The organism is Bradyrhizobium japonicum USDA 6 (genome assembly GCF_000284375.1).
GTDB classification, from domain to species: domain Bacteria; phylum Pseudomonadota; class Alphaproteobacteria; order Rhizobiales; family Xanthobacteraceae; genus Bradyrhizobium; species Bradyrhizobium japonicum.
In genome coordinates, this window is sequence record NC_017249.1 from 2,380,818 (window position 1) to 2,397,977 (window position 17,160).

Sequence of the window (17,160 nt, forward strand, 5' to 3'; positions counted from 1 at the left end):
GACAAGCGCGGACCGCGTTGCGCGGAGATCATGCTCAGGCAACAACCCTTACAGCGTGGCCAGATCTTCCGGCACGTTGCCGAATTTGCGCAGCAGCGTGGCGTCGCCGAATTCGCCGGTCATGGGATCGCCGCTGCGGCTGAACGCAACCGCGCCGATATGGCCGGCACCGTGCGCCATGATCTCGGCGCGCCGCAACGCGGCCGCCGAGCTCTGGCATTCCTCCGCGGTGCCCGCGACAGGCGATCCGTCGGCATCGATCAGGAAGGGCATTGCAACGTAGTAGGTCACATCCGACATGGCGTTGCTCCGATGTTGAACTCAGGCGGCGCTGCTGTTGCTCCGCACTTTGCTGCGTGCGGTCTCGGGAATGCAGCCGGCTGAAATCGCCGCCTGCAATTCTTCCAGCTCCGCTTCCAGATATTCGTTGGCCATGATCAGCGCCTTGATGGTGCTGCGCAGATTGCCGTCGCACATCGCGATCGCCTGGTCGCAGGCCTGTTCATAATGGCTGTTGTCGAGAAGGGCGGTTGCCGACATCTGCGTTGTCCTCGGGGGTTCCTGGGCGGTTCCTGGGGCGGTGGGATGTCCAAATGTTCCTATTTTGTTCTTTTCGAGTCAAGCGGATTCGGATGCGGCAAGCTGCCACGAAAAGGGCCTCGCGGATCAGGCGATGATGTCCGGCGTGATCTGGTCTTCGATGAACGCGATACGGTCGCGCAACAACAGCTTGCGCTTCTTCAACCGTTGTAACCGCAACAGGTCGGGGGCAGGCGATTGATGCAGCGCATCGATCGCGGCATCGAGATCTCGGTGTTCTTGCTGCAACCGGGTGAGCTCGGCTTCGAGCTCACGCTCGTCTTCATTGGTCATGTTCGCGGTGGCCGAAACCCGATGGGCGTGAGATTCAAGGCTGTGGATGCCCTGTGGAAATTATCGTCCTTGCGCGCCGTGATCGCAAGCGATCTCGGGCCGCCGCTCACCGAACTCTCGCAAGATATTTCGACGATTCGCAGCAGCGTTGCGCAAGCACGTTGATATCATGGATTTTTCCAGCGTGGTTCCTTACTCACGGTTCGTTACATATGAATTTTCAAAAATGACGCCGCGACGACGGATACATATCGACAGAACGAATCGGTGATGTACACTTGCTCGTCCGGATCGAATCCAAGGTTTCCCCCTACCGAGGAGGTTTCGAATGACAATTCAGGCACATCTGGTTGAATTGGAACGGAAGCACAAAACGCTCGAAAACGAATTGCACGAAGCTCTAGTGCACCTTTCAACAGACGACCTGCAAATTGTTGAGTTGAAGCGACGGAAGTTGATGGTCAAGGACCAGATCGAGCGCTTGAAGCACACCGGCGACACGCTCCACTAGTAACCCCCGTAACAGCGTAAAATTGAACCTACCCTTCACGCAGGGGTGAGAGCTATTGCTCATCCCTGCCAGAAGGTGCGCGCCGTGCAAAGCTATTTGCGCGGCGTTCTTTACGCGAGCCGGTATCCGCTTCGCGCGAAAACGCTCTAGATGTTGGCGAGCTCGGCGACGTGATCGGCGATCGCGAGCGATGACGTCAGTCCCGGCGATTCGATACCGAACAGGTTGATCAGGCCTTCGACGCCGTGATCGCGCGGGCCCTGCATCAGAAAATCCTGCGTGGCCACCGCCGGCGGCACGATCTTCGGGCGAATGCCTGAATAGCTCGGCATCAGCGCGCCGTCGGGCAGCGTCGGCCAGTATTTCCGGATCGCCGGATAGAAGCGCTCGGCGCGTGATGGGTCGACCTCGTAGTTGATCGTCTCGATCCACTCGACGTCGGGGCCGAAGCGTGCCTGCCCGGCCATGTCCAGCGTCAGATGCACGCCGAGCCCGCCAGGCTCGGGCACCGGATAGATCAGGTGCGAGAACGGTGCCCTGGCGTTGCAGCTGAAATAGTTTCCCTTGGCGAGATAGGCCGGCGGAATCCGGTCAATCGGCATGCCGTCGATGTGGCGTGCGACCGTTGTCGCCGAGAGCCCGGCGGCGTTGACGAGCAGGCCGCATTGCAGCGTCATCGGCGCTTCGCCGCCGGCCTCGATCTCGATCACATCGCCGGCTGCCTTGGCGCGGATCAGCGGGGTGTGAAACGCGAAGGCGGCGCCGGCCGCCTCGGCCTCGCCGCGGAGCGAGAGCATGTAGGCGTGGCTGTCGATGATGCCGGTCGATGGCGAGAGCAGCGCGGCATCGCAGGCGAGCGCCGGCTCCAGCGCGCGCGCGGCCTCGCCCGTGAGCAGTTGCATGTCGAGCACGCCATTGGCCTCGGCATGCGCCTTGATCGATTGCAGCTTCTCGGTCTCCTTGGCGCTGGTCGCGACGATCAGCTTGCCGCAGTTCTTGTGCGGAATGCCGCGCTCGCCGCAGTAGCGATACAGCGCGTGTTTGCCGCTGACGCACATGCGCGCCATCCAGCTCCCGGCGCGGTAATAGATCCCGGCATGGATCACCTCGCTGTTGCGCGAGGAGGTGATGGTGCCGATGGCCTCGGCTGCCTCGAGCACGATCACCTCGCGCCCGGCCTGGGCAAGCTTTCGAGCCACCGCGAGGCCGACCACGCCGGCTCCGATGACGACGCAGTCGACCCTATCCATGGTTGTGCAACGTGTCCGTTGAAGGCATCGGTGGCATCAGGCCCGAGAACCACGGCGCGGGGCCATTTTCCATTAAGGAAGCATTTATCATGTCAGGGCAATTGCCGTATTTGGCGTCACATTTTTCTGTTGCGCGTACAGGCGTTTACCCGATCCAAACCCGTGAAGCCAGACAATCCGACGTTGAAAGCGCGGGTGGCTGATGGCTGAGAAGAACTGGCACGTGGGCAGCACGCTACCGATTGCTGTGCAGGCCGTCGTGTGCCTGGGCAGCGCGGTCGCGCCTGCGCGCGCCTTTGCGCTTTCGGACAGCTTCGCGCCGCCGAGCTATCTCGGCAAGCTCGATCCCAACATGGTCTGGGAAGCGCTGATCGGCGGCGTTGTCGTCTGTGCGTTCCTGGCCGCCATCGCGCTGTGGATCCATTCCTCGCTGCGCCGCACCAGGCGCTTGCAGCTGCGGCGCAACGCCTTCGTCTCCTCCGCCATGAACAATCTCAACCAGGGCGTGGTGATGACGGATGCGCAACGACGCATCATGTTCTGCAACGACCGCTATCTCGACATCTACGGCCTGACGCGTTCGGATCTGTGGACCGGCATGACCGGCTACGACATCCTCGAGCTGCGTCGGCAGCGCGGGGTCCTCGCCGTCTCCGACGACGATTTCTACGAGAAGGCGGCGAGCCCCAACGGCCTGATCACCGAACTGCCCGATGGCCGCGCCATCCTGGTGAAATATTTCGTGTTGCCGAACGGCGGCTCGGTCGCGACGCATCTGGACGTCAGCGATCAGCGCAAGCTGTCACGGCAGCTCGCCTCCACCAAGCAATTCCTGGAAACCGTGCTGGACCACGTGCCGGCCTGCGTCGCCGCCAAGAACATCGAGGACGGTCGTTACATCTTCGCCAACAGCGCCTATGAACGGTTCTGGGGGTTCTCGCGCGACCACGCCGTCGGCAAGAATGCGCGTGAGCTGTTCGCGCCCATCTCGGCGGCCAGCATCGAGGCGGCCGACAAGGCGGCACTGAATTCGCCGGACGGCCAGTTCCGCAATGAATTCGAGGTCGACCGCGCCGGTGAACGGCGCATGGTGGCCTCGATCCGGATCGTGGTCCGCGACGAGAGCAACAAGCCCGAATTCCTGATGCTCGTGTTCGAGGATATCACCGACCGCCGCTCGCTGTCGCAGGAGCTGGAGAGCACGAAGAAGTTCCTGGAGCTCGTGGTCGACAACATTCCGGTGGCGCTGATCGTGGAGCAGGTCAAGGACGGCCGCTACCTGCTCGCCAATCGCAGCGCCGAGACGATCCTCAACCGCCGGCGCGAGGAAGCCACGGGCCTGACCGCCTCCGACATCTTCAATCCCAAGGAAGCCAAGCTGATCATCGCGCGCGACGAGGCCGCGATCAAGAAGCGCGGGATGATCACCGAGGAGCACCCGATCTCCACCAAGGACGGCCTGCGGCTGTTCCTGACTCGGCGGGCGACCGTGCTCAGCGATGCCGGCGAGCCGCAATATCTGATCAAGACCCACGAAGACGTTACCGACCGCCGGCAGACCGAGTCGCGCATGGCGCACATGGCCTATCACGACGGCCTCACCGATCTGCCGAACCGCGCCGCCTTCCTTCAGGCGCTGACCCAGATGATCGAGGCCTGCGAAGGCACCAGCGAGGAGTTCGCCGTGCTCTGCGTCGACCTCGACGGCCTCAAGGAGGTCAACGACGTCTTCGGTCATGCGCTCGGCGACAAGCTCTTGATCGAGGTGGCCCAGCGGCTCCAGGATTCCGCGCGCGGCGGCGTGGTGGCGCGTCTGTCCGGCGACGAGTTCGGCCTGATCATCGACGGCAAGCAGCCGGAGGCGGGCCTTGCGCTGGCACAGCAGATCGGCGAGGCCGTTGCCCAGGAGTTCCAGATCGACGGCCGGGCGGTCCGCGCCGGCGCCACCACCGGCATGTCGATCTTCCCCCATAATGGTGCCGACGGCGCGGCGCTGCTCGCCAATGCCGGCGCGGCGCTGTTCCGCGCCAAGCAGAAGTCGCGCGGCACGATCAGCCTTTACCAGCCGGAGATGGACCAGCAGATCCGCGACCGCCGCGTGCTGCATCAGGACCTGTCGATGGCGATCAAGAACGGCGAGCTCGCGCTCGCCTTCCAGCCGCAGGGCGTCGCGGGCCACAGCGTCGTCGACAGCGAGATCATCGGTTTCGAGGCCTTAGCGCGCTGGCAGCATCCGGTGCGCGGCCAGGTCTCCCCGGCCGAATTCATCCCGATCGCCGAAGAGAGCGGCCTGATCGTCGAGATGGGCGAGTGGATCCTGCGCGAGGCCTGCCGCGAGGCGGCGTCCTGGCCGAAGCCGCTCCAGGTCGCGGTCAACCTGTCGCCGGCGCAGTTCATGCACGGCGACGTGGTCGGGCTGGTCCATTCGATCCTGATCGAGACGGGCCTCGCACCCGGCCGGCTCGAGCTGGAAATTACCGAGGGCGTGCTGATCGAGGACTTTGATCGCGGCCTCGCCCTGTTGCGCCGGCTGAAGGCGCTCGGCGTGCGCATCTCCATGGACGATTTCGGCAGCGGCTATTCCTCGCTGAGCTATCTCCAGGCCTTCCCGTTCGACAAGATCAAGATCGATCGTGCCTTCATCATCAATCTCGGCCGCAATCCGCAATCGGCGGCCATCGTGCGCGCCGTGATCGATCTCGGCCACGGCCTCGAAATGTCGATCATCGCCGAGGGCGTCGAGACCCTCGATCAGCTCGCCTTCCTTGCCAAGGAGGGCTGCGACGGCGTGCAGGGCTACCTGCTCGGCAAGCCGCTGCCGATCGGCAAATATGCCGGCCTCGTCGGCCGCGCCGAGACCATGGAGCTTGCGCTCAAGACCGGCTAGCGCGTCTTCGAGCCAAGTGGATACCGGTTCGCGCAAAGAAAACCCGTCAAAACAAGAATCCAAAGCCCCGTTCCGATTTCATCGGAGCGGAAATGGCTCTAGTGATGGCGGGCGCTAGCTCCCATTCGACGGCTTCATGGCGGATTACGACCTTGCGATCATCGGCGGCGGCCTGAACGGTGTCAGCCTCGCCCGCGATGCGGCCGGCCGCGGCCTGCGGGTCATTCTGCTGGAGCAGGGCGATCTCGGCGGCGCGGCGTCATCCGCGACGCCGCGGCTGATCCATGGCGATCTGTCGGTGCTGGAACGCCGCGGTTTTTGGCGGGTGCACCGGGCTTTGGCCGAGCGCCGGACCTGGCTTGCCATCGCGCCGCATCTGGTCCGGCCGATGCGCTTCGTGATCCCGGCCCATTCCGAGGAGCGTCCACCCTGGCTGCTGCGCGCCGGCTTGTACCTCTATGACAGCCTCACCGGTCGGAGCGGCCTGCCCGCCGCGACGACCCTCGACATCACGCATCATCCGGTTGGCAACGCGCTGAAGCGTCCATTCGGCACGGCTTTCGAATATTCGGACTGCGTCGTCGATGATTCCCGCCTCGTGGTGCTGACGGCGCTGGATGCCGCCGAGCGCGGCGCTGCGGTCCGGACCGGGGCGCGCTGTGTCCGCGCCGATCGAACCGACACATGGCGCCTCGCGGTGGTCGATCGTGGCCATCGCCGCGCGATCACGGCCCGGGCGCTGGCCAATGCCACCGGCGGCTGGACGTCGATCGTCGCAGAGACCGTGCTGCGCCAGCCGCAGCCCGCCATGGCGGCCATGCAGATGAGCCAGATCATCGTGCCACGGCTGTTCGAGTCCGATAACGTCTACGTCTTCCAGAACAGCGATGGGCGGCTGATCTTCGCGAGCCCCTTTGAACGCGATTTCACGCTGATCGGCACCGTCACTCGTGACTTCACCGGTGATCCCGCGATCGTGGCGATGCCTGGGGCCGACGTCAGCTATCTCTGCGAGGCCGCCAGCCGCTATTTCCGCGAGCGCGTCGCGCCCACCGACGTGGTGCGCGCGGTCTCCGGCGTCAACCTGACGCTAGCGTCCGTGCGGCGGCGTGACGGGACGACGCTGTTCCACGCGCGCCGGCGCAAAGCGCCGCTGATCACGATGTTCGGCGGCGACGTCACCACCTCGCGCCTGCGCGCCGAGCGGGCGGTGACGAAGCTGACGCCGTTCTATCCGATGTCGCCGCCCTGGACGGCCGGCGCCGCGCTGCCCGGCGGAGACTTTGCCTGGGATCGTTTCGACACCGAGGTCGCCCGCGACCGCTGGCGCTTTCTGTCGGAGCCGCAGGCCCAGCGTCTGGTTGCGGCCTACGGCTCACGCTTGCCGGCGGTGCTCGGCGAGGCGAAGACCCGCGACGAACTCGGCCCCGCCTTCGGCCCCGAACTGACCGGCGCCGAAGTGCGCTATCTGATGACCCGGGAATGGGCCCGCTTTCCCGAGGATATTCTGTGGCGGCGTTCCAAGCTCGGCCTGACGATGCCCGCGGCGGACCGTGACGCGCTGGCCGTGTTCATGGCGAATGTGATGTGAACGACGCGCCCCGAACCGGTTGAGCTAGGAACGATCGGCCGCTAGCGTGCGGCGGAATCGGGGTTGGCAGGGACCATGACGGACGAATTGCCCAGAACAGACGCCGCGGCCAATGCGGCTGGCGGAGATGCGCTTCCTGCGGCGGGGCAGCCGCTGCTGCGCATCGAGGGCGTCGCCAAGACGTTCGGGACGTTCCGGGCCGTCGACGGCGTGTCGCTCGACATCAAGGCCGGCGAGTTCTTTGCGCTGCTCGGGCCGAGCGGCTGCGGCAAGACCACGCTGCTGCGCATGCTCGCCGGGTTCGAGGCGCCGGACGAGGGGCGCATCCTGCTCGGCGGCCGGGACATCGCGCAGGCGCTGCCGCACGAGCGGCCGATCAACATGATGTTCCAGAACTACGCGCTGTTTCCGCATCTCTCCGTGCGCGACAACATCGCCTTCGGCCTGAAGCGGGCCGGCATGGCGCGCGCCGACATCGCCACGCGCGTGGCGGAAATGGTTGCGCTGGTGAAGCTCGAGGGGCTGGAGAAGCGAAAGCCCGACCAGCTCTCCGGCGGTCAGCGCCAGCGTGTGGCGCTGGCGCGTGCATTGGCGCGCCGGCCGCAGCTTCTCCTGCTCGACGAGCCCCTCGCGGCGCTCGACAAGAAGCTGCGCGAGAGCACGCAGGGCGAGCTGATGGAGCTGCAGCGCCGGCTCGGCATGACCTTCATCATCGTCACCCACGACCAGGAGGAGGCCATGACCATGGCCAGCCGGATCGGCGTGATGAAGGCTGGGAAGCTCGCCCAGGTCGCGAGCCCCCGCGAGCTCTATGAAGCGCCGCGCTCGCGCTGGATCGCGGAGTTCGTCGGCGACATCAATCTGTTCGACGGCGAGTCCAAATTGCGCGACGGCCATCGTCTGATCATCGGCACGCGTGATGCGGGTGCGCTGGTGGTGGCCGAGCCGCGCGAAGGCGTCGGCGCGGGAAAACTGTCGGTCGCGATCCGCCCCGAGAAGGTCAAGCTGTCGCGCCGCGGCCCGGTCAGCGAGGCCGGTCGTGAGACGGCGATCAACAGCCTGGACGGCGTGGTCACCGACATCTGCTATCTCGGCGGCACCACCACCTACAAGGTGAAGCTCGATGCCGGCGGAATCCTGCAGGCGTCGGTCCCCAACAGCGCGCGCCTCGACGTCGACGCCTACAGCCTGAACCAGCATGTCGTCGCCTGGTTCACGCCCGACGACTGCGTGGTGCTGCAATCATGAGCTCGCGCCGCATCTTCGCAAGACCCGCGCGCTTTGCCGCGATCGCGCCCTATGTCTGGATGCTGCTGTTCTTCCTGGTGCCGTTCGGCTTCGTGCTCAAGATCAGCCTGTCGCAGACGGCGATCGCGCAGCCGCCCTACGAGCCGGTGTTCGACCTGATGGCGGGATGGGAGACGCTCAAGGCGGCGTTCGCCGCGCTGTCGATCGACAATTTCAAGCTGCTCGCCTCAGACGACATCTACGTGTTCGCCTATGTGCGCAGCCTCACCGTCGCCGTGACCGCGACTGCGCTGTTGCTCGTGATCGGCTATCCCATCGCCTATGGCATGGCGCGGTTGCCGAAGCGCTGGCAGGCGGTGGCGATGGTGCTGGTGATCGTGCCGTTCTGGACCTCGTTCCTGATCCGCATCTACGCCTGGATCAACATCCTCCAGCACGACGGCCTGCTGAACCAGATCCTGCTCGCGCTGCATCTGGTCAGCCAGCCCGTGGTGTGGCTCTCGACCGACAGTGCGATGTATATCGGCATCGTCTATTCCTATCTGCCGTTCATGATCCTGCCGCTCTACGCCACGCTCGCGAAAATGGAGCCGGTGCTGGAGGAGGCGGCCTCTGATCTCGGCGCGCCGCCCTGGCAGGTGTTCTGGCTCGTGACCTTTCCGCTGTCGCTGCCCGGCGTCGGGGCGGGCGTGCTGCTGTGCTTCATCCCCATCGTGGGCGAGTTCGTGATCCCGGACCTTCTGGCCGGCTCCAATTCGCTGATGATCGGCCAGACCCTGTGGCTCGAATTCTTCACCAACAAGGACTGGCCGGTGGCCTCCGCGGCGGCGATCGTGCTGCTGGTGGTGCTGCTGGTGCCGCTGCTGCTGTACGAGCGGCTGCAGAAGCGGCAGCTCGAACAGGGGCGCTGAAGCAATGCGCAAGGTCTCCCGCCTGTCCCGCTTCAACATCGCCTCGCTCGCATTGGGTCTGGCATTCCTCTATCTGCCGATCCTCATCCTCGTCATCTACTCCTTCAATGCCTCGCGGCTGGTGACGGTGTGGGGCGGCTGGTCGCTGCGCTGGTACCGCGAGTTCTTCAACGACCGCGCCATGATCGAGGCGGCCTGGATGAGCCTGCGGGTCGCGGTCTCCTCCGCGACCATCGCCACGCTGCTCGGCACGCTCGCAGCCGTTACGCTGTCGCGCGGCGAGCGGTTTCGCGGCCGCACGCTGTTCTCGGGCATGCTCTACGCGCCGCTGGTGATGCCGGAGGTGATCACCGGATTGTCGCTACTGCTGCTGTTCGTCGCGCTCAACGCCGAGCGCGGCTTCTGGACGGTGACGATCGCGCATACCACGCTGACGATGTGCTTCGTCGCGGTGGTCGTGCAGTCCCGCCTCGGCTCGCTCGACCGTTCGCTGGAGGAGGCGGCGATGGACCTCGGCTGCAACCCGGTTCGCGCGTTCGTCGCCGTGACGCTGCCGCTGATCGCGCCCGCGATCGTGGCGGGCTGGATGCTGGCCTTCACGCTGTCGCTCGACGATCTCGTGATCGCGAGTTTCACCACCGGCCCCGGCTCGGCGACGCTGCCGATCCGGATCTACTCGGAGGTGCGGCTTGGCGTGAAGCCCGAGATCAACGCGATCTGCACGCTGGTGATCGCCCTGATCGCGGTGGTCATCGTCATCGCCTCGCTTGCCTCGAAACTCTCGAGCTCGCAGGGCGAGAGCGCGGCGCCGCTGTAGGCTCGGCTGTCATTGCGAGCGCAGCGAAGCAATCCAGACTGCCGCCGCGGAGAGATTCTGGATTGCTTCGCTACGCTCGCAATGACGAGAAGTCCCTAGGACTTCACCGCGCCTGCCGTAAGCCCGCCCACCATGTAGCGGCGGAAGGCGTAGTAGACCGCGGCCGGCGGCAGCGCGTAAATGAAGCCGGTGGTCATCAACAGCTCCCACGGCGAATCGTCGGCAGCGAGGAAGTTGCCGAGCGCGACGGGGAGGGTGATCTCGCGGTCGTTGGACAGTAGCAGGAACGCGTAGAGATATTCGTTCCAGGCGAGCAGCACCGCATAGGTGCCGATCGCGACCAGCGAGGGCATCATCAGCGGCAGGTAGACCAGGCGGAAGATCTGGAGCGTCGTCGCGCCGTCCATCACCGCGGCTTCGTCCAGCTCGACCGGCAGCTTATCGGAGGCCTGCTTGAGCACCCAGATCGCGTAGGGGCTGGCGATCGTCACCATGGCCAGGATCAGCGACCAGTGATTGTTGAGCAGGCCGTAATTGCCCATGGTGCGGTACATCGGCACGGCGAGGAACGCGGCCGGAATAAAATAGGTGAAGAGCGCGAGGTTCAACACGCCGCGTCCGCCCGGCACCTTCAGCCGCGAGATCGAGAACGCAGCCGCGGTCGCAATGAACAGCGTCAGCACGCCGACGGAGACCGCGATCACCGTCGAGTTCCAGAACTGGATGTAGAAGTCGCGCAGGAAGTAGTGCTGCTGCTTGAACACGATCTCGAAGTTGTGGAGCGTCGGATGATCCGGCCACAGCTTGCCCGAGAACGCGTCCTCCTTCGGGGAGATCGCGAACAGGAACATGTGGTAGATCGGAATCATCGTCCACAGAAAGACGGGAATTCCGATCAGCAGCAGCCGCGCTTCGGTCGCGACGTCGCGCCAGGAAAATTCGCTTACGCCGGGAAGCTTCATCGCGACAACCGTTTCATCATAAAGTACACGAGCGGCAGGACGAACGGCATCGCGCAGACGATGGAGGCCATCGCGAGCGAGAGCTGGTCGAGCCGGAGATAGCGGATACCCAGCGTCGACAGCACGTGCGTGAGGTCAGCCGGGCCACCGCCGGTGAGCAGATAGACGCTGTTGAAATCGCCGAGCGTCCAGATCATCGAGAGCAGCGTGCAGGTGACGTAGAGCGTCTGCATCGACGGCCAGGTGATGTAGCGGAATTTCTGCCACCAGCTCGCGCCATCGACCTCGGCGGCCTCGAACAGATCGTGCGCGATCGCAAGACGTCCGGTGATCAGGATCAGCGTCCAGAACGGCAGTGACTTCCAGATGTGAACGCCGATCGCCATGCTCAGCGCCACGGTCGGGTCGTTCAGCCAGTTCGGGCCGTCATCGCCGGTGAAGGAGAAGATGAGGTGGTTGATCACGCCCCATTCGGGATTGAGCATGAAGCGCACCGACAGGATGGTCGGGATCGACGGCACCGCCCAGGGCAGGATGAAGATCACCGAGAGCCATTTGATCCAGGTGCGTTGCTGCGCGAAGAAGCCGGACAGGAACAGCGCGATCAGCATCTTGATGTTGATGCCGATGACCAGGAAGATCAGCGTGTTGATCGCAGCGCGCGCGAAGATCGGATCGTGATACAGCGCGACATAATTCGACGGCGCCCGCGCCAGCCACAACCCGTAGCAGACGGGATAGACGACGAAGGCGAGGAAGACGAGCAGATAGGGCGCGAGCAGCACGATGCCCCAGACCTGCGCCGGGGTCAGCCGCGACGACAGGGGCGGAGCGGGCATCGACTGATCGCCAGAGAGCGTAATCGACATTCTTCAGGACTCTTTGAAAGGACTTCCGGCCGCACTGAGGCGGCCGGTATTAGCGTTTCGCCTCTCCCCGCGCCAGCGGGGAGAGGAAGAAAGAAAACTTAGCCTGCAACCTGCTTGATGCGGGCGATCAGCTCGTCGACGGCCTTGTCGACCGGGACCTTTTCGCTGACGACCCGGTTCATCGCCTTGGCCCAGACGTTCTCGTTGTTGAGGATCGTGAACTTCCAGTTCTTGGTGAAGTCGAACGCGGCGGTGCCGCCGGTGAACTGGGCATAGACCGCCTTGCGATGCTTGTCGGCCTGCCAGAACGGGCTGGCCTGGCTTTCCTTCGTCACCGGGAACCAGCGGCCGAGCGCGCCCTCGATATAGGGGCGAACATTCTCTTCCTGGAGCAGGAAGCTGATGAACTGCTTGGCCTCGGCCTTGTTCTTGGCCGCGGTGAACACCAGCCCGGTCTTGACGTCGGAGCGGTAGCGGATGGTCGAACCGTCGGGCGCCTTCGGGAAGGACGCCGTCACGATGTCCTGCTCATAGGCCTTCTTGCCGGCGTCGCGCTGCTCCTGCGTGAGCGCCTGGTTCTGCGAGTCCTCGAACCACTTCGCCGCGATCGAGATCGTGAAGTTGTGGGTCATCACGATGGTCTTGTTGTGGAAGGCGACGTTGTTGTCGGGGTCCTTCCAGGTTGTGGAAGAGGGCGGCGTGCAGCCCTTGATATAGGTGTCGGTGTAATCCTTCAGCGCGCCGATCAGGTTCTCGCGCACCTTGGGATCGTCGACCAGGAGCTTGCCGTCGTCGTCGACCAGCTTGACGTGGTAGGCGTCCATGAAGGTGTAGAACGACTGGAAGGCGTCGGTGGATTCAACGCCCATCGGCTGGCCGACGCCGTAGATGCGCTGGCCGGTGGCTTTACGGATCCCCGGCTGCACCTTGTCGCACCAGAACGTCCAGTAGCCCGCCCAGTCGGTCGGGATGTCGCTCAGCTTGAAGCCGGCCTTCTCCAGCATGTCGTTCCAGATCTCGACATGCATGCTCTGCTGCTTCAGCGGGAAGCCGTAATAGGCCTTCTTCTTGGTGACGTCGTTATAGAGGATCGACGCGTCCAGCGTGTTCTGCACGAACCGATCCTTGATCGGCTCCATGACGTCCGTGAGGTCCTCGAGCTTGCCCTCATAGGCCCATTTGCCCTGCGCCTGCACGTCGTAGGAATCGGAATAGGCGACATCGGGCACGGTGCCGGCATCGAGCGCGGCCACCGTCTTCGGAATCATGTCCTGGATCGCGTACTGCGACAATTCGACCTTGATGCCGGTCTTGGCTTCGAACTTCTTGATCGTCTCGATCAGCGCGTCGTCTTCGGACCGATAGAAGCCCTTGCCCCACCAGACCGTGATCGTCTTCTGCTGCGCAAAGGCGGGTGCAGTGGCCGCAAAAAGCCCAACCGCAGCGACCGCCAATGAAACTGCGCCAATAACCTTGGATCTCACGTTTTTCTCCCTCAAACGGCCGGTGTTTTTAACCGGTCGTATAAAACACTAGCGCATGGCCGTCAGCCGATCTAGCGGCATCTTGTCAGACATAGGTCGTGGGGTGTCGGGCCGGCGGAGATGCTTAATCCGCGCATCGATCCAATCGCCGCATCAATTCGGCCGGATCAATTCGCGATGGTCCGGCAGCGCCGGACGATCGCCGTCCTCAGTTGGACTTCGCGTTTTCCTTGGCGTTCTCGGCCGTCGGCGAATCTGTCGGCGCAGGGTGCTTCTCGCCGGTGATGCGCCGCTTCAGGAGGTCCAGGAAGGGGGACGCCGCAGGCGACTGGCGGATCAGGCTTTCGGGGTCGGGGAAGATCAGCGGATCGTCCCAGGGACCCTGCACCATGAAAGGCAATTGAAAGCCGGACGTTGTATTGAGGCTCGCCACGCCCTTCATGTCGTATTCGCGCGTCGGCACCGAGGCAGTGCCCGTCAGCGTGATCTTCGCAGCCGGCCCCTCGATGCGGATGTCCTCGGCGGTGGCGATCCCATCGGAGAATTTCACCGCGATGGTGAGGGTGTCAAAAGGGGTCGAGCCGTTGCGGAAATTGCCGCCACCCGACAGCGGCCGCCGCTCCAGCCGCTTCAGGAGCTGCTCGGCGTTGAAGCCCGAGATCGCACCGTCGTGCCCGGTCACGGTGGCAGTGCCGTCGAGCGACTGCACGAGGCCGAACGGGCTCGAGCCGGAGGCCAGCAGCGAGACGTTGATGTTGCCGCGGCCGGACAGCTTGTTGAGGCCGAACAATTCGGAGGCGCAGGCCTGGAGATCGACATCGGTGAACTGGAATTGCGCCTTGACGTCGGCGACGGTGTCGGAGCGCGCGATCCCGAACGAGCCCTTGGCGATGCCGCCATAGACCTGGGCTTCGCCGACCGAGAGCGCCAGCGTGCCGTTGCGCAAATTGGCGCCGATCGCGGTGCGGCCGAGCTTCGACGTCCCGACTGTCAGCCTGGCTGCCGACAGGCGCATGTCGAGGTCGGTGGTCGAAAGCCCGTTGAGATCGAACAGCTGCCTGTTCCAGTCGCGGGCGCCGCTGGCGAGCAGGCGGAAGGTCGAGATATAAGGTGTGAAGTCGAGCGCGTCGGCGGCAAGCGTCGCTTGCAGTGTCTGCCGGCCGTTATTGGCGTAGGTCATCACGCCCTCGGCGGTGTTGCCGTCGAGCTCGACATTGACGTTGGTGAGCGCGATCGAGGCGCCGACGACATTGGCGCGCGCCTTCAGCGCGAAGCGGCCGAAGCCGCCGCTGCCTGGCTGCGGCTGACCGGTCCAGCGCAGCGCGTTGCGCAAGGACGGGCTGTCGATGGTGAGCGTGCCTTCCATCATCGGGCTGGTGCGGTTGGCGACGCTACCGTCGAAGGCGAGCTTGAGCGGGGCGCTGGCGATCCGTGCCTTCAGCCCGGAGCGGTCGCCGGAGAGGGCGGCGACGAAATCGGCGAAGCTGATCGAGCCGTCGACGCGCTCGCCGCGCCAGTCGAATTGTCCGGTCGCGGCGAAGGACCGCGAGATCGAGGGCCAGGCCAGCGACAGGTCGATGTCCTCGAACTTCTCGGCGGCGTGGGTGGTGGCGTCCTCGTAATTGAGCACACCGTCCTGGATCCTGATCTCGGAGAACGACACCTGGTTGTCGGCGCCCGGCTTCATGGTGCGCGCAATGGTCTGGATGAAGGGCGTCCAGTTGCTTTCACCATCCTGCTTCAGGCTGACATGGATGCGCGGCCGCAGCAGGGTGAGGTCGGCGATCTCGAACCGCTGCAGCAGCAGCGGCAGTAGCCGGAGATTGGCGGTGAGCACGTCGACATGGAGCGCGGGATCGCTGGTGCCGCCGCCCTTCAGGCCGACGTCATGGAACGAAATGTAGCTCGCCGGCAGCACCGAAATGTCGATGCTGCCTGCCACGCTGAGCTCGAGCCCGGTGACGTCGCGGATCTGCGTTTCCACCGCCTTGCGCAGCGCGTCGCGGTTGATGAGCCAGGAGGTCGCGATCAGGGCGATCAGCGCGAGGCCGAGCAGCGCCGCGATCGGCGTCCCGAGGCGCTTCATTCCTTGGGCCATGGTCAATGGCATGTCCTGATCGGGTTGGTCGCTGGAGCCGGAAGGGCGGACCGGGAAACCCGCGTGCCCACGCCCAACCCCCGCAACTTGATGGGTTTTCTTGTCGCTTTCAAGGCCGCGGACGGTTCTGCCCACGGCGTGGGCAGCTTCTATCACCGGAGGGCGGAACGGAGAACCCCGTATCATTGACGGCTTTGGAGGATTTCGCCTAATAATCGCCGCCAATGAGGCGCGACGCCTGCCAGCCGAAGGTTCACCCGAAGGTTATTTGCATGAACAAGGTCTATCCCGACGCCAAGTCGGCTCTCGAAGGCGTTCTGAAAGACAACATGATGATCATGTCGGGCGGCTTCGGCCTCTGCGGCATCGCCGAGGAGCTGTCGGACGCGATCCGCGAGTCCGGCGTCAAGGGCCTGACGGTCGTCTCCAACAATGCCGGCGTCGACGGCATCGGCCTCAGCCGCCTGCTCGAAACCCGCCAGATCAGGAAGATGATCTCGTCCTATGTCGGCGAGAACAAGCTGTTCGCCCAGCAATTCCTGGCCGGCGAGCTGGAACTCGAATTCAATCCGCAGGGCACGCTGGCCGAGCGCATCCGCGCCGGCGGCGCCGGTATCCCGGCCTTCTACACCAAGACCGGCGTCGGCACGCTGATCGCCGAAGGCAAGGAAGTGAAGGAGTTCGACGGCGAGAAATACCTGATGGAGCGCGGCCTGTTCGCCGACCTCGCCATCGTGCACGCCTGGAAGGGCGACACCGCCGGCAACCTGATCTACCGCAAGACCGCGCGCAACTTTAATCCGATGATGGCGACCGCCGCCAAGATCACGGTGGCCGAGGTCGAGCATCTGGTTCCGGCCGGTGAACTCAATCCCGACCACATCCACACGCCCGGCATCTTCGTGAAGCGCATCGTCGAGGTCGGCACGGCCAAGAAGCGCATCGAATTCCGCAACACCCGCCCGCGCACGGCAGCTTGAGATCAGGAGACTAAGATGGCCTGGACCCGTGAACAGATGGCTGCGCGCGCCGCCAAGGAACTGCGTGACGGCTACTACGTCAATCTCGGCATCGGCATCCCGACGCTGGTCTCGAACTTCATCCCCGATGGCGTCGATGTCAGCCTCCAGAGCGAGAACGGCATGCTCGGCATGGGCCCGTTCCCCTATGAGGACGAGGTGGATGCCGACCTCATCAATGCCGGCAAGCAGACCGTGAGCGAGCTGCCGTCGACCTCGTATTTCTCAAGCGCGGATTCCTTCGGGATGATCCGCGGCGGCCACATGGACCTGTCGATCCTCGGCGCCATGCAGGTGGCCCAGAACGGCGATCTCGCCAACTGGATGATCCCTGGCAAGATGGTCAAGGGCATGGGCGGCGCGATGGATCTCGTCGCCGGCGTCAAGCGCGTCGTCGTCGTGATGGAGCATTCGGCCAAGGACGGCTCGAAGCTGCTGAAGAAGTGCAATCTGCCGCTGACCGGCGAGCGCGTGGTCGACATGGTCGTCACCGACCTTGCCGTCTTCACCATCGACAAGCATGGCGACGGCGGCATGGCCCTGATCGAGCTCGCCGACGGCGTCTCGCTCGACGAGGTCAAGGCCAAGACCGAAGCCGAATTCCGCGTCGCGCTGAAGAACACGTAAGGTCGTCGCTAAG

General features: G+C 64.3%; 17 protein-coding genes. 9 read left to right on the top strand and 8 right to left on the bottom strand.

The features are described 5' to 3' along the window. Positions 1–48: 48 nt before the first annotated feature. From BJ6T_RS11115 to BJ6T_RS11125, 3 genes are all read right to left on the bottom strand, one after another. Complete coding sequence (locus tag BJ6T_RS11115) at positions 49–300, bottom strand: hypothetical protein (protein WP_014492448.1); 252 nt, start codon at positions 298–300, stop codon at positions 49–51. A gap of 21 nt (positions 301–321) precedes the next feature. Next, entirely contained in the window at positions 322–540 is a 219-nt protein-coding gene (locus BJ6T_RS11120; RefSeq protein WP_014492449.1) for a hypothetical protein, read from the bottom strand. A 126-nt stretch (positions 541–666) separates the two neighbouring features. Further along, a complete protein-coding gene (locus BJ6T_RS11125; RefSeq protein ID WP_008546179.1) occupies positions 667–873 on the bottom strand; it encodes a YdcH family protein in 207 nt (68 codons plus the stop codon). Here BJ6T_RS11125 and BJ6T_RS47105 point away from each other — a divergent pair. Together BJ6T_RS47105 and BJ6T_RS11135 are read left to right on the top strand one after the other, a co-directional pair. Next, complete coding sequence (locus tag BJ6T_RS47105) at positions 781–1,038, top strand: hypothetical protein (RefSeq protein ID WP_014492450.1); 258 nt, start codon at positions 781–783, stop codon at positions 1,036–1,038. The genes BJ6T_RS11125 and BJ6T_RS47105 overlap by 93 nt on opposite strands. Positions 1,039–1,201: 163 nt before the next feature. Beyond that, positions 1,202–1,384, top strand: a complete 183-nt coding sequence (locus BJ6T_RS11135) for a YdcH family protein (protein WP_008131172.1) — start codon at positions 1,202–1,204, stop codon at positions 1,382–1,384. A 146-nt stretch (positions 1,385–1,530) separates the two neighbouring features. Here the strand turns inward: BJ6T_RS11135 and BJ6T_RS11140 are convergent, their stop codons facing one another. Then, positions 1,531–2,634 (bottom strand): NAD(P)/FAD-dependent oxidoreductase, encoded by a 1,104-nt coding sequence (locus BJ6T_RS11140; protein ID WP_014492451.1) that lies wholly within the window; start codon positions 2,632–2,634, stop codon positions 1,531–1,533. Between the two features lie 202 nt (positions 2,635–2,836). Here BJ6T_RS11140 and BJ6T_RS11145 point away from each other — a divergent pair, with 202 nt between their 5' ends. From BJ6T_RS11145 to BJ6T_RS11165, 5 genes are all read left to right on the top strand, one after another. Continuing rightward, positions 2,837–5,521, top strand: a complete 2,685-nt coding sequence (locus BJ6T_RS11145) for a sensor domain-containing protein (RefSeq protein ID WP_014492452.1) — start codon at positions 2,837–2,839, stop codon at positions 5,519–5,521. A gap of 136 nt (positions 5,522–5,657) precedes the next feature. Then, complete coding sequence (locus BJ6T_RS11150; RefSeq protein ID WP_014492453.1) at positions 5,658–7,112, top strand: glycerol-3-phosphate dehydrogenase; 1,455 nt, start codon at positions 5,658–5,660, stop codon at positions 7,110–7,112. A 75-nt stretch (positions 7,113–7,187) separates the two neighbouring features. After that, on the top strand, positions 7,188–8,360 hold the full coding sequence (locus BJ6T_RS11155; RefSeq protein WP_028170236.1) for an ABC transporter ATP-binding protein: 1,173 nt from the start codon (positions 7,188–7,190) through the stop codon (positions 8,358–8,360). Further along, positions 8,357–9,271, top strand: coding sequence for an ABC transporter permease (locus tag BJ6T_RS11160; protein ID WP_014492455.1), 915 nt, complete (start codon positions 8,357–8,359; stop codon positions 9,269–9,271). Before BJ6T_RS11155 ends, BJ6T_RS11160 begins: the two co-directional genes overlap by 4 nt. Before the next feature lie 4 nt (positions 9,272–9,275). Continuing rightward, complete coding sequence (locus BJ6T_RS11165) at positions 9,276–10,088, top strand: ABC transporter permease (RefSeq protein WP_014492456.1); 813 nt, start codon at positions 9,276–9,278, stop codon at positions 10,086–10,088. Between the two features lie 95 nt (positions 10,089–10,183). On the opposite strand, the gene BJ6T_RS11170 is transcribed toward BJ6T_RS11165, so the two are convergent. The 4 genes from BJ6T_RS11170 to BJ6T_RS11185 all read right to left on the bottom strand — a co-directional run bounded on the left by BJ6T_RS11170 (position 10,184) and on the right by BJ6T_RS11185 (position 15,501). Continuing rightward, the gene (locus tag BJ6T_RS11170) at positions 10,184–11,050 is read right to left on the bottom strand and encodes a carbohydrate ABC transporter permease (RefSeq protein ID WP_014492457.1); all 867 of its coding nucleotides are present in this window, start codon (positions 11,048–11,050) and stop codon (positions 10,184–10,186) included. Continuing rightward, complete coding sequence (locus BJ6T_RS11175; protein WP_014492458.1) at positions 11,047–11,919, bottom strand: carbohydrate ABC transporter permease; 873 nt, start codon at positions 11,917–11,919, stop codon at positions 11,047–11,049. Before BJ6T_RS11175 ends, BJ6T_RS11170 begins: the two co-directional genes overlap by 4 nt. Before the next feature lie 98 nt (positions 11,920–12,017). Then, positions 12,018–13,403 carry an ABC transporter substrate-binding protein gene (locus BJ6T_RS11180; protein WP_014492459.1) on the bottom strand — a complete coding sequence of 462 codons (1,386 nt, stop codon included), beginning with the start codon at positions 13,401–13,403 and terminating at the stop codon, positions 12,018–12,020. 208 nt (positions 13,404–13,611) lie between these two features. Beyond that, the gene (locus BJ6T_RS11185) at positions 13,612–15,501 is read right to left on the bottom strand and encodes an AsmA family protein (RefSeq protein WP_014492460.1); all 1,890 of its coding nucleotides are present in this window, start codon (positions 15,499–15,501) and stop codon (positions 13,612–13,614) included. Between the two features lie 272 nt (positions 15,502–15,773). Between BJ6T_RS11185 and BJ6T_RS11190 the strand changes: the two genes are divergently transcribed. Further along, entirely contained in the window at positions 15,774–16,481 is a 708-nt protein-coding gene (locus tag BJ6T_RS11190) for a CoA transferase subunit A (RefSeq protein ID WP_014492461.1), read from the top strand. 15 nt (positions 16,482–16,496) lie between these two features. After that, positions 16,497–17,147 (top strand): 3-oxoacid CoA-transferase subunit B, encoded by a 651-nt coding sequence (locus BJ6T_RS11195; RefSeq protein WP_011089829.1) that lies wholly within the window; start codon positions 16,497–16,499, stop codon positions 17,145–17,147. The last annotated feature ends 13 nt before the right edge of the window (positions 17,148–17,160 follow it).

Excerpts from the sequence above, each read along its gene's own strand:
- BJ6T_RS11195 (WP_011089829.1), top strand. The coding sequence starts at position 16,497 with ATGGCCTGGACCCGTGAACAGATGGCTGCGCGCGCCGCCAAGGAACTG.
- BJ6T_RS11125 (WP_008546179.1), bottom strand. The coding sequence starts at position 873 with ATGACCAATGAAGACGAGCGTGAGCTCGAAGCCGAGCTCACCCGGTTG.
- BJ6T_RS11120 (WP_014492449.1), bottom strand. The coding sequence starts at position 540 with ATGTCGGCAACCGCCCTTCTCGACAACAGCCATTATGAACAGGCCTGC.
- BJ6T_RS11145 (WP_014492452.1), top strand. The coding sequence starts at position 2,837 with ATGGCTGAGAAGAACTGGCACGTGGGCAGCACGCTACCGATTGCTGTG.
- BJ6T_RS11135 (WP_008131172.1), top strand. The coding sequence starts at position 1,202 with ATGACAATTCAGGCACATCTGGTTGAATTGGAACGGAAGCACAAAACG.
- BJ6T_RS11175 (WP_014492458.1), bottom strand. The coding sequence starts at position 11,919 with ATGTCGATTACGCTCTCTGGCGATCAGTCGATGCCCGCTCCGCCCCTG.
- BJ6T_RS11160 (WP_014492455.1), top strand. The coding sequence starts at position 8,357 with ATGAGCTCGCGCCGCATCTTCGCAAGACCCGCGCGCTTTGCCGCGATC.
- BJ6T_RS11115 (WP_014492448.1), bottom strand. The coding sequence starts at position 300 with ATGTCGGATGTGACCTACTACGTTGCAATGCCCTTCCTGATCGATGCC.
- BJ6T_RS11165 (WP_014492456.1), top strand. The coding sequence starts at position 9,276 with ATGCGCAAGGTCTCCCGCCTGTCCCGCTTCAACATCGCCTCGCTCGCA.
- BJ6T_RS11140 (WP_014492451.1), bottom strand. The coding sequence starts at position 2,634 with ATGGATAGGGTCGACTGCGTCGTCATCGGAGCCGGCGTGGTCGGCCTC.
- BJ6T_RS11190 (WP_014492461.1), top strand. The coding sequence starts at position 15,774 with ATGAACAAGGTCTATCCCGACGCCAAGTCGGCTCTCGAAGGCGTTCTG.
- BJ6T_RS11185 (WP_014492460.1), bottom strand. The coding sequence starts at position 15,501 with ATGGCCCAAGGAATGAAGCGCCTCGGGACGCCGATCGCGGCGCTGCTC.
- BJ6T_RS11150 (WP_014492453.1), top strand. The coding sequence starts at position 5,658 with ATGGCGGATTACGACCTTGCGATCATCGGCGGCGGCCTGAACGGTGTC.
- BJ6T_RS47105 (WP_014492450.1), top strand. The coding sequence starts at position 781 with ATGCAGCGCATCGATCGCGGCATCGAGATCTCGGTGTTCTTGCTGCAA.
- BJ6T_RS11170 (WP_014492457.1), bottom strand. The coding sequence starts at position 11,050 with ATGAAGCTTCCCGGCGTAAGCGAATTTTCCTGGCGCGACGTCGCGACC.
- BJ6T_RS11155 (WP_028170236.1), top strand. The coding sequence starts at position 7,188 with ATGACGGACGAATTGCCCAGAACAGACGCCGCGGCCAATGCGGCTGGC.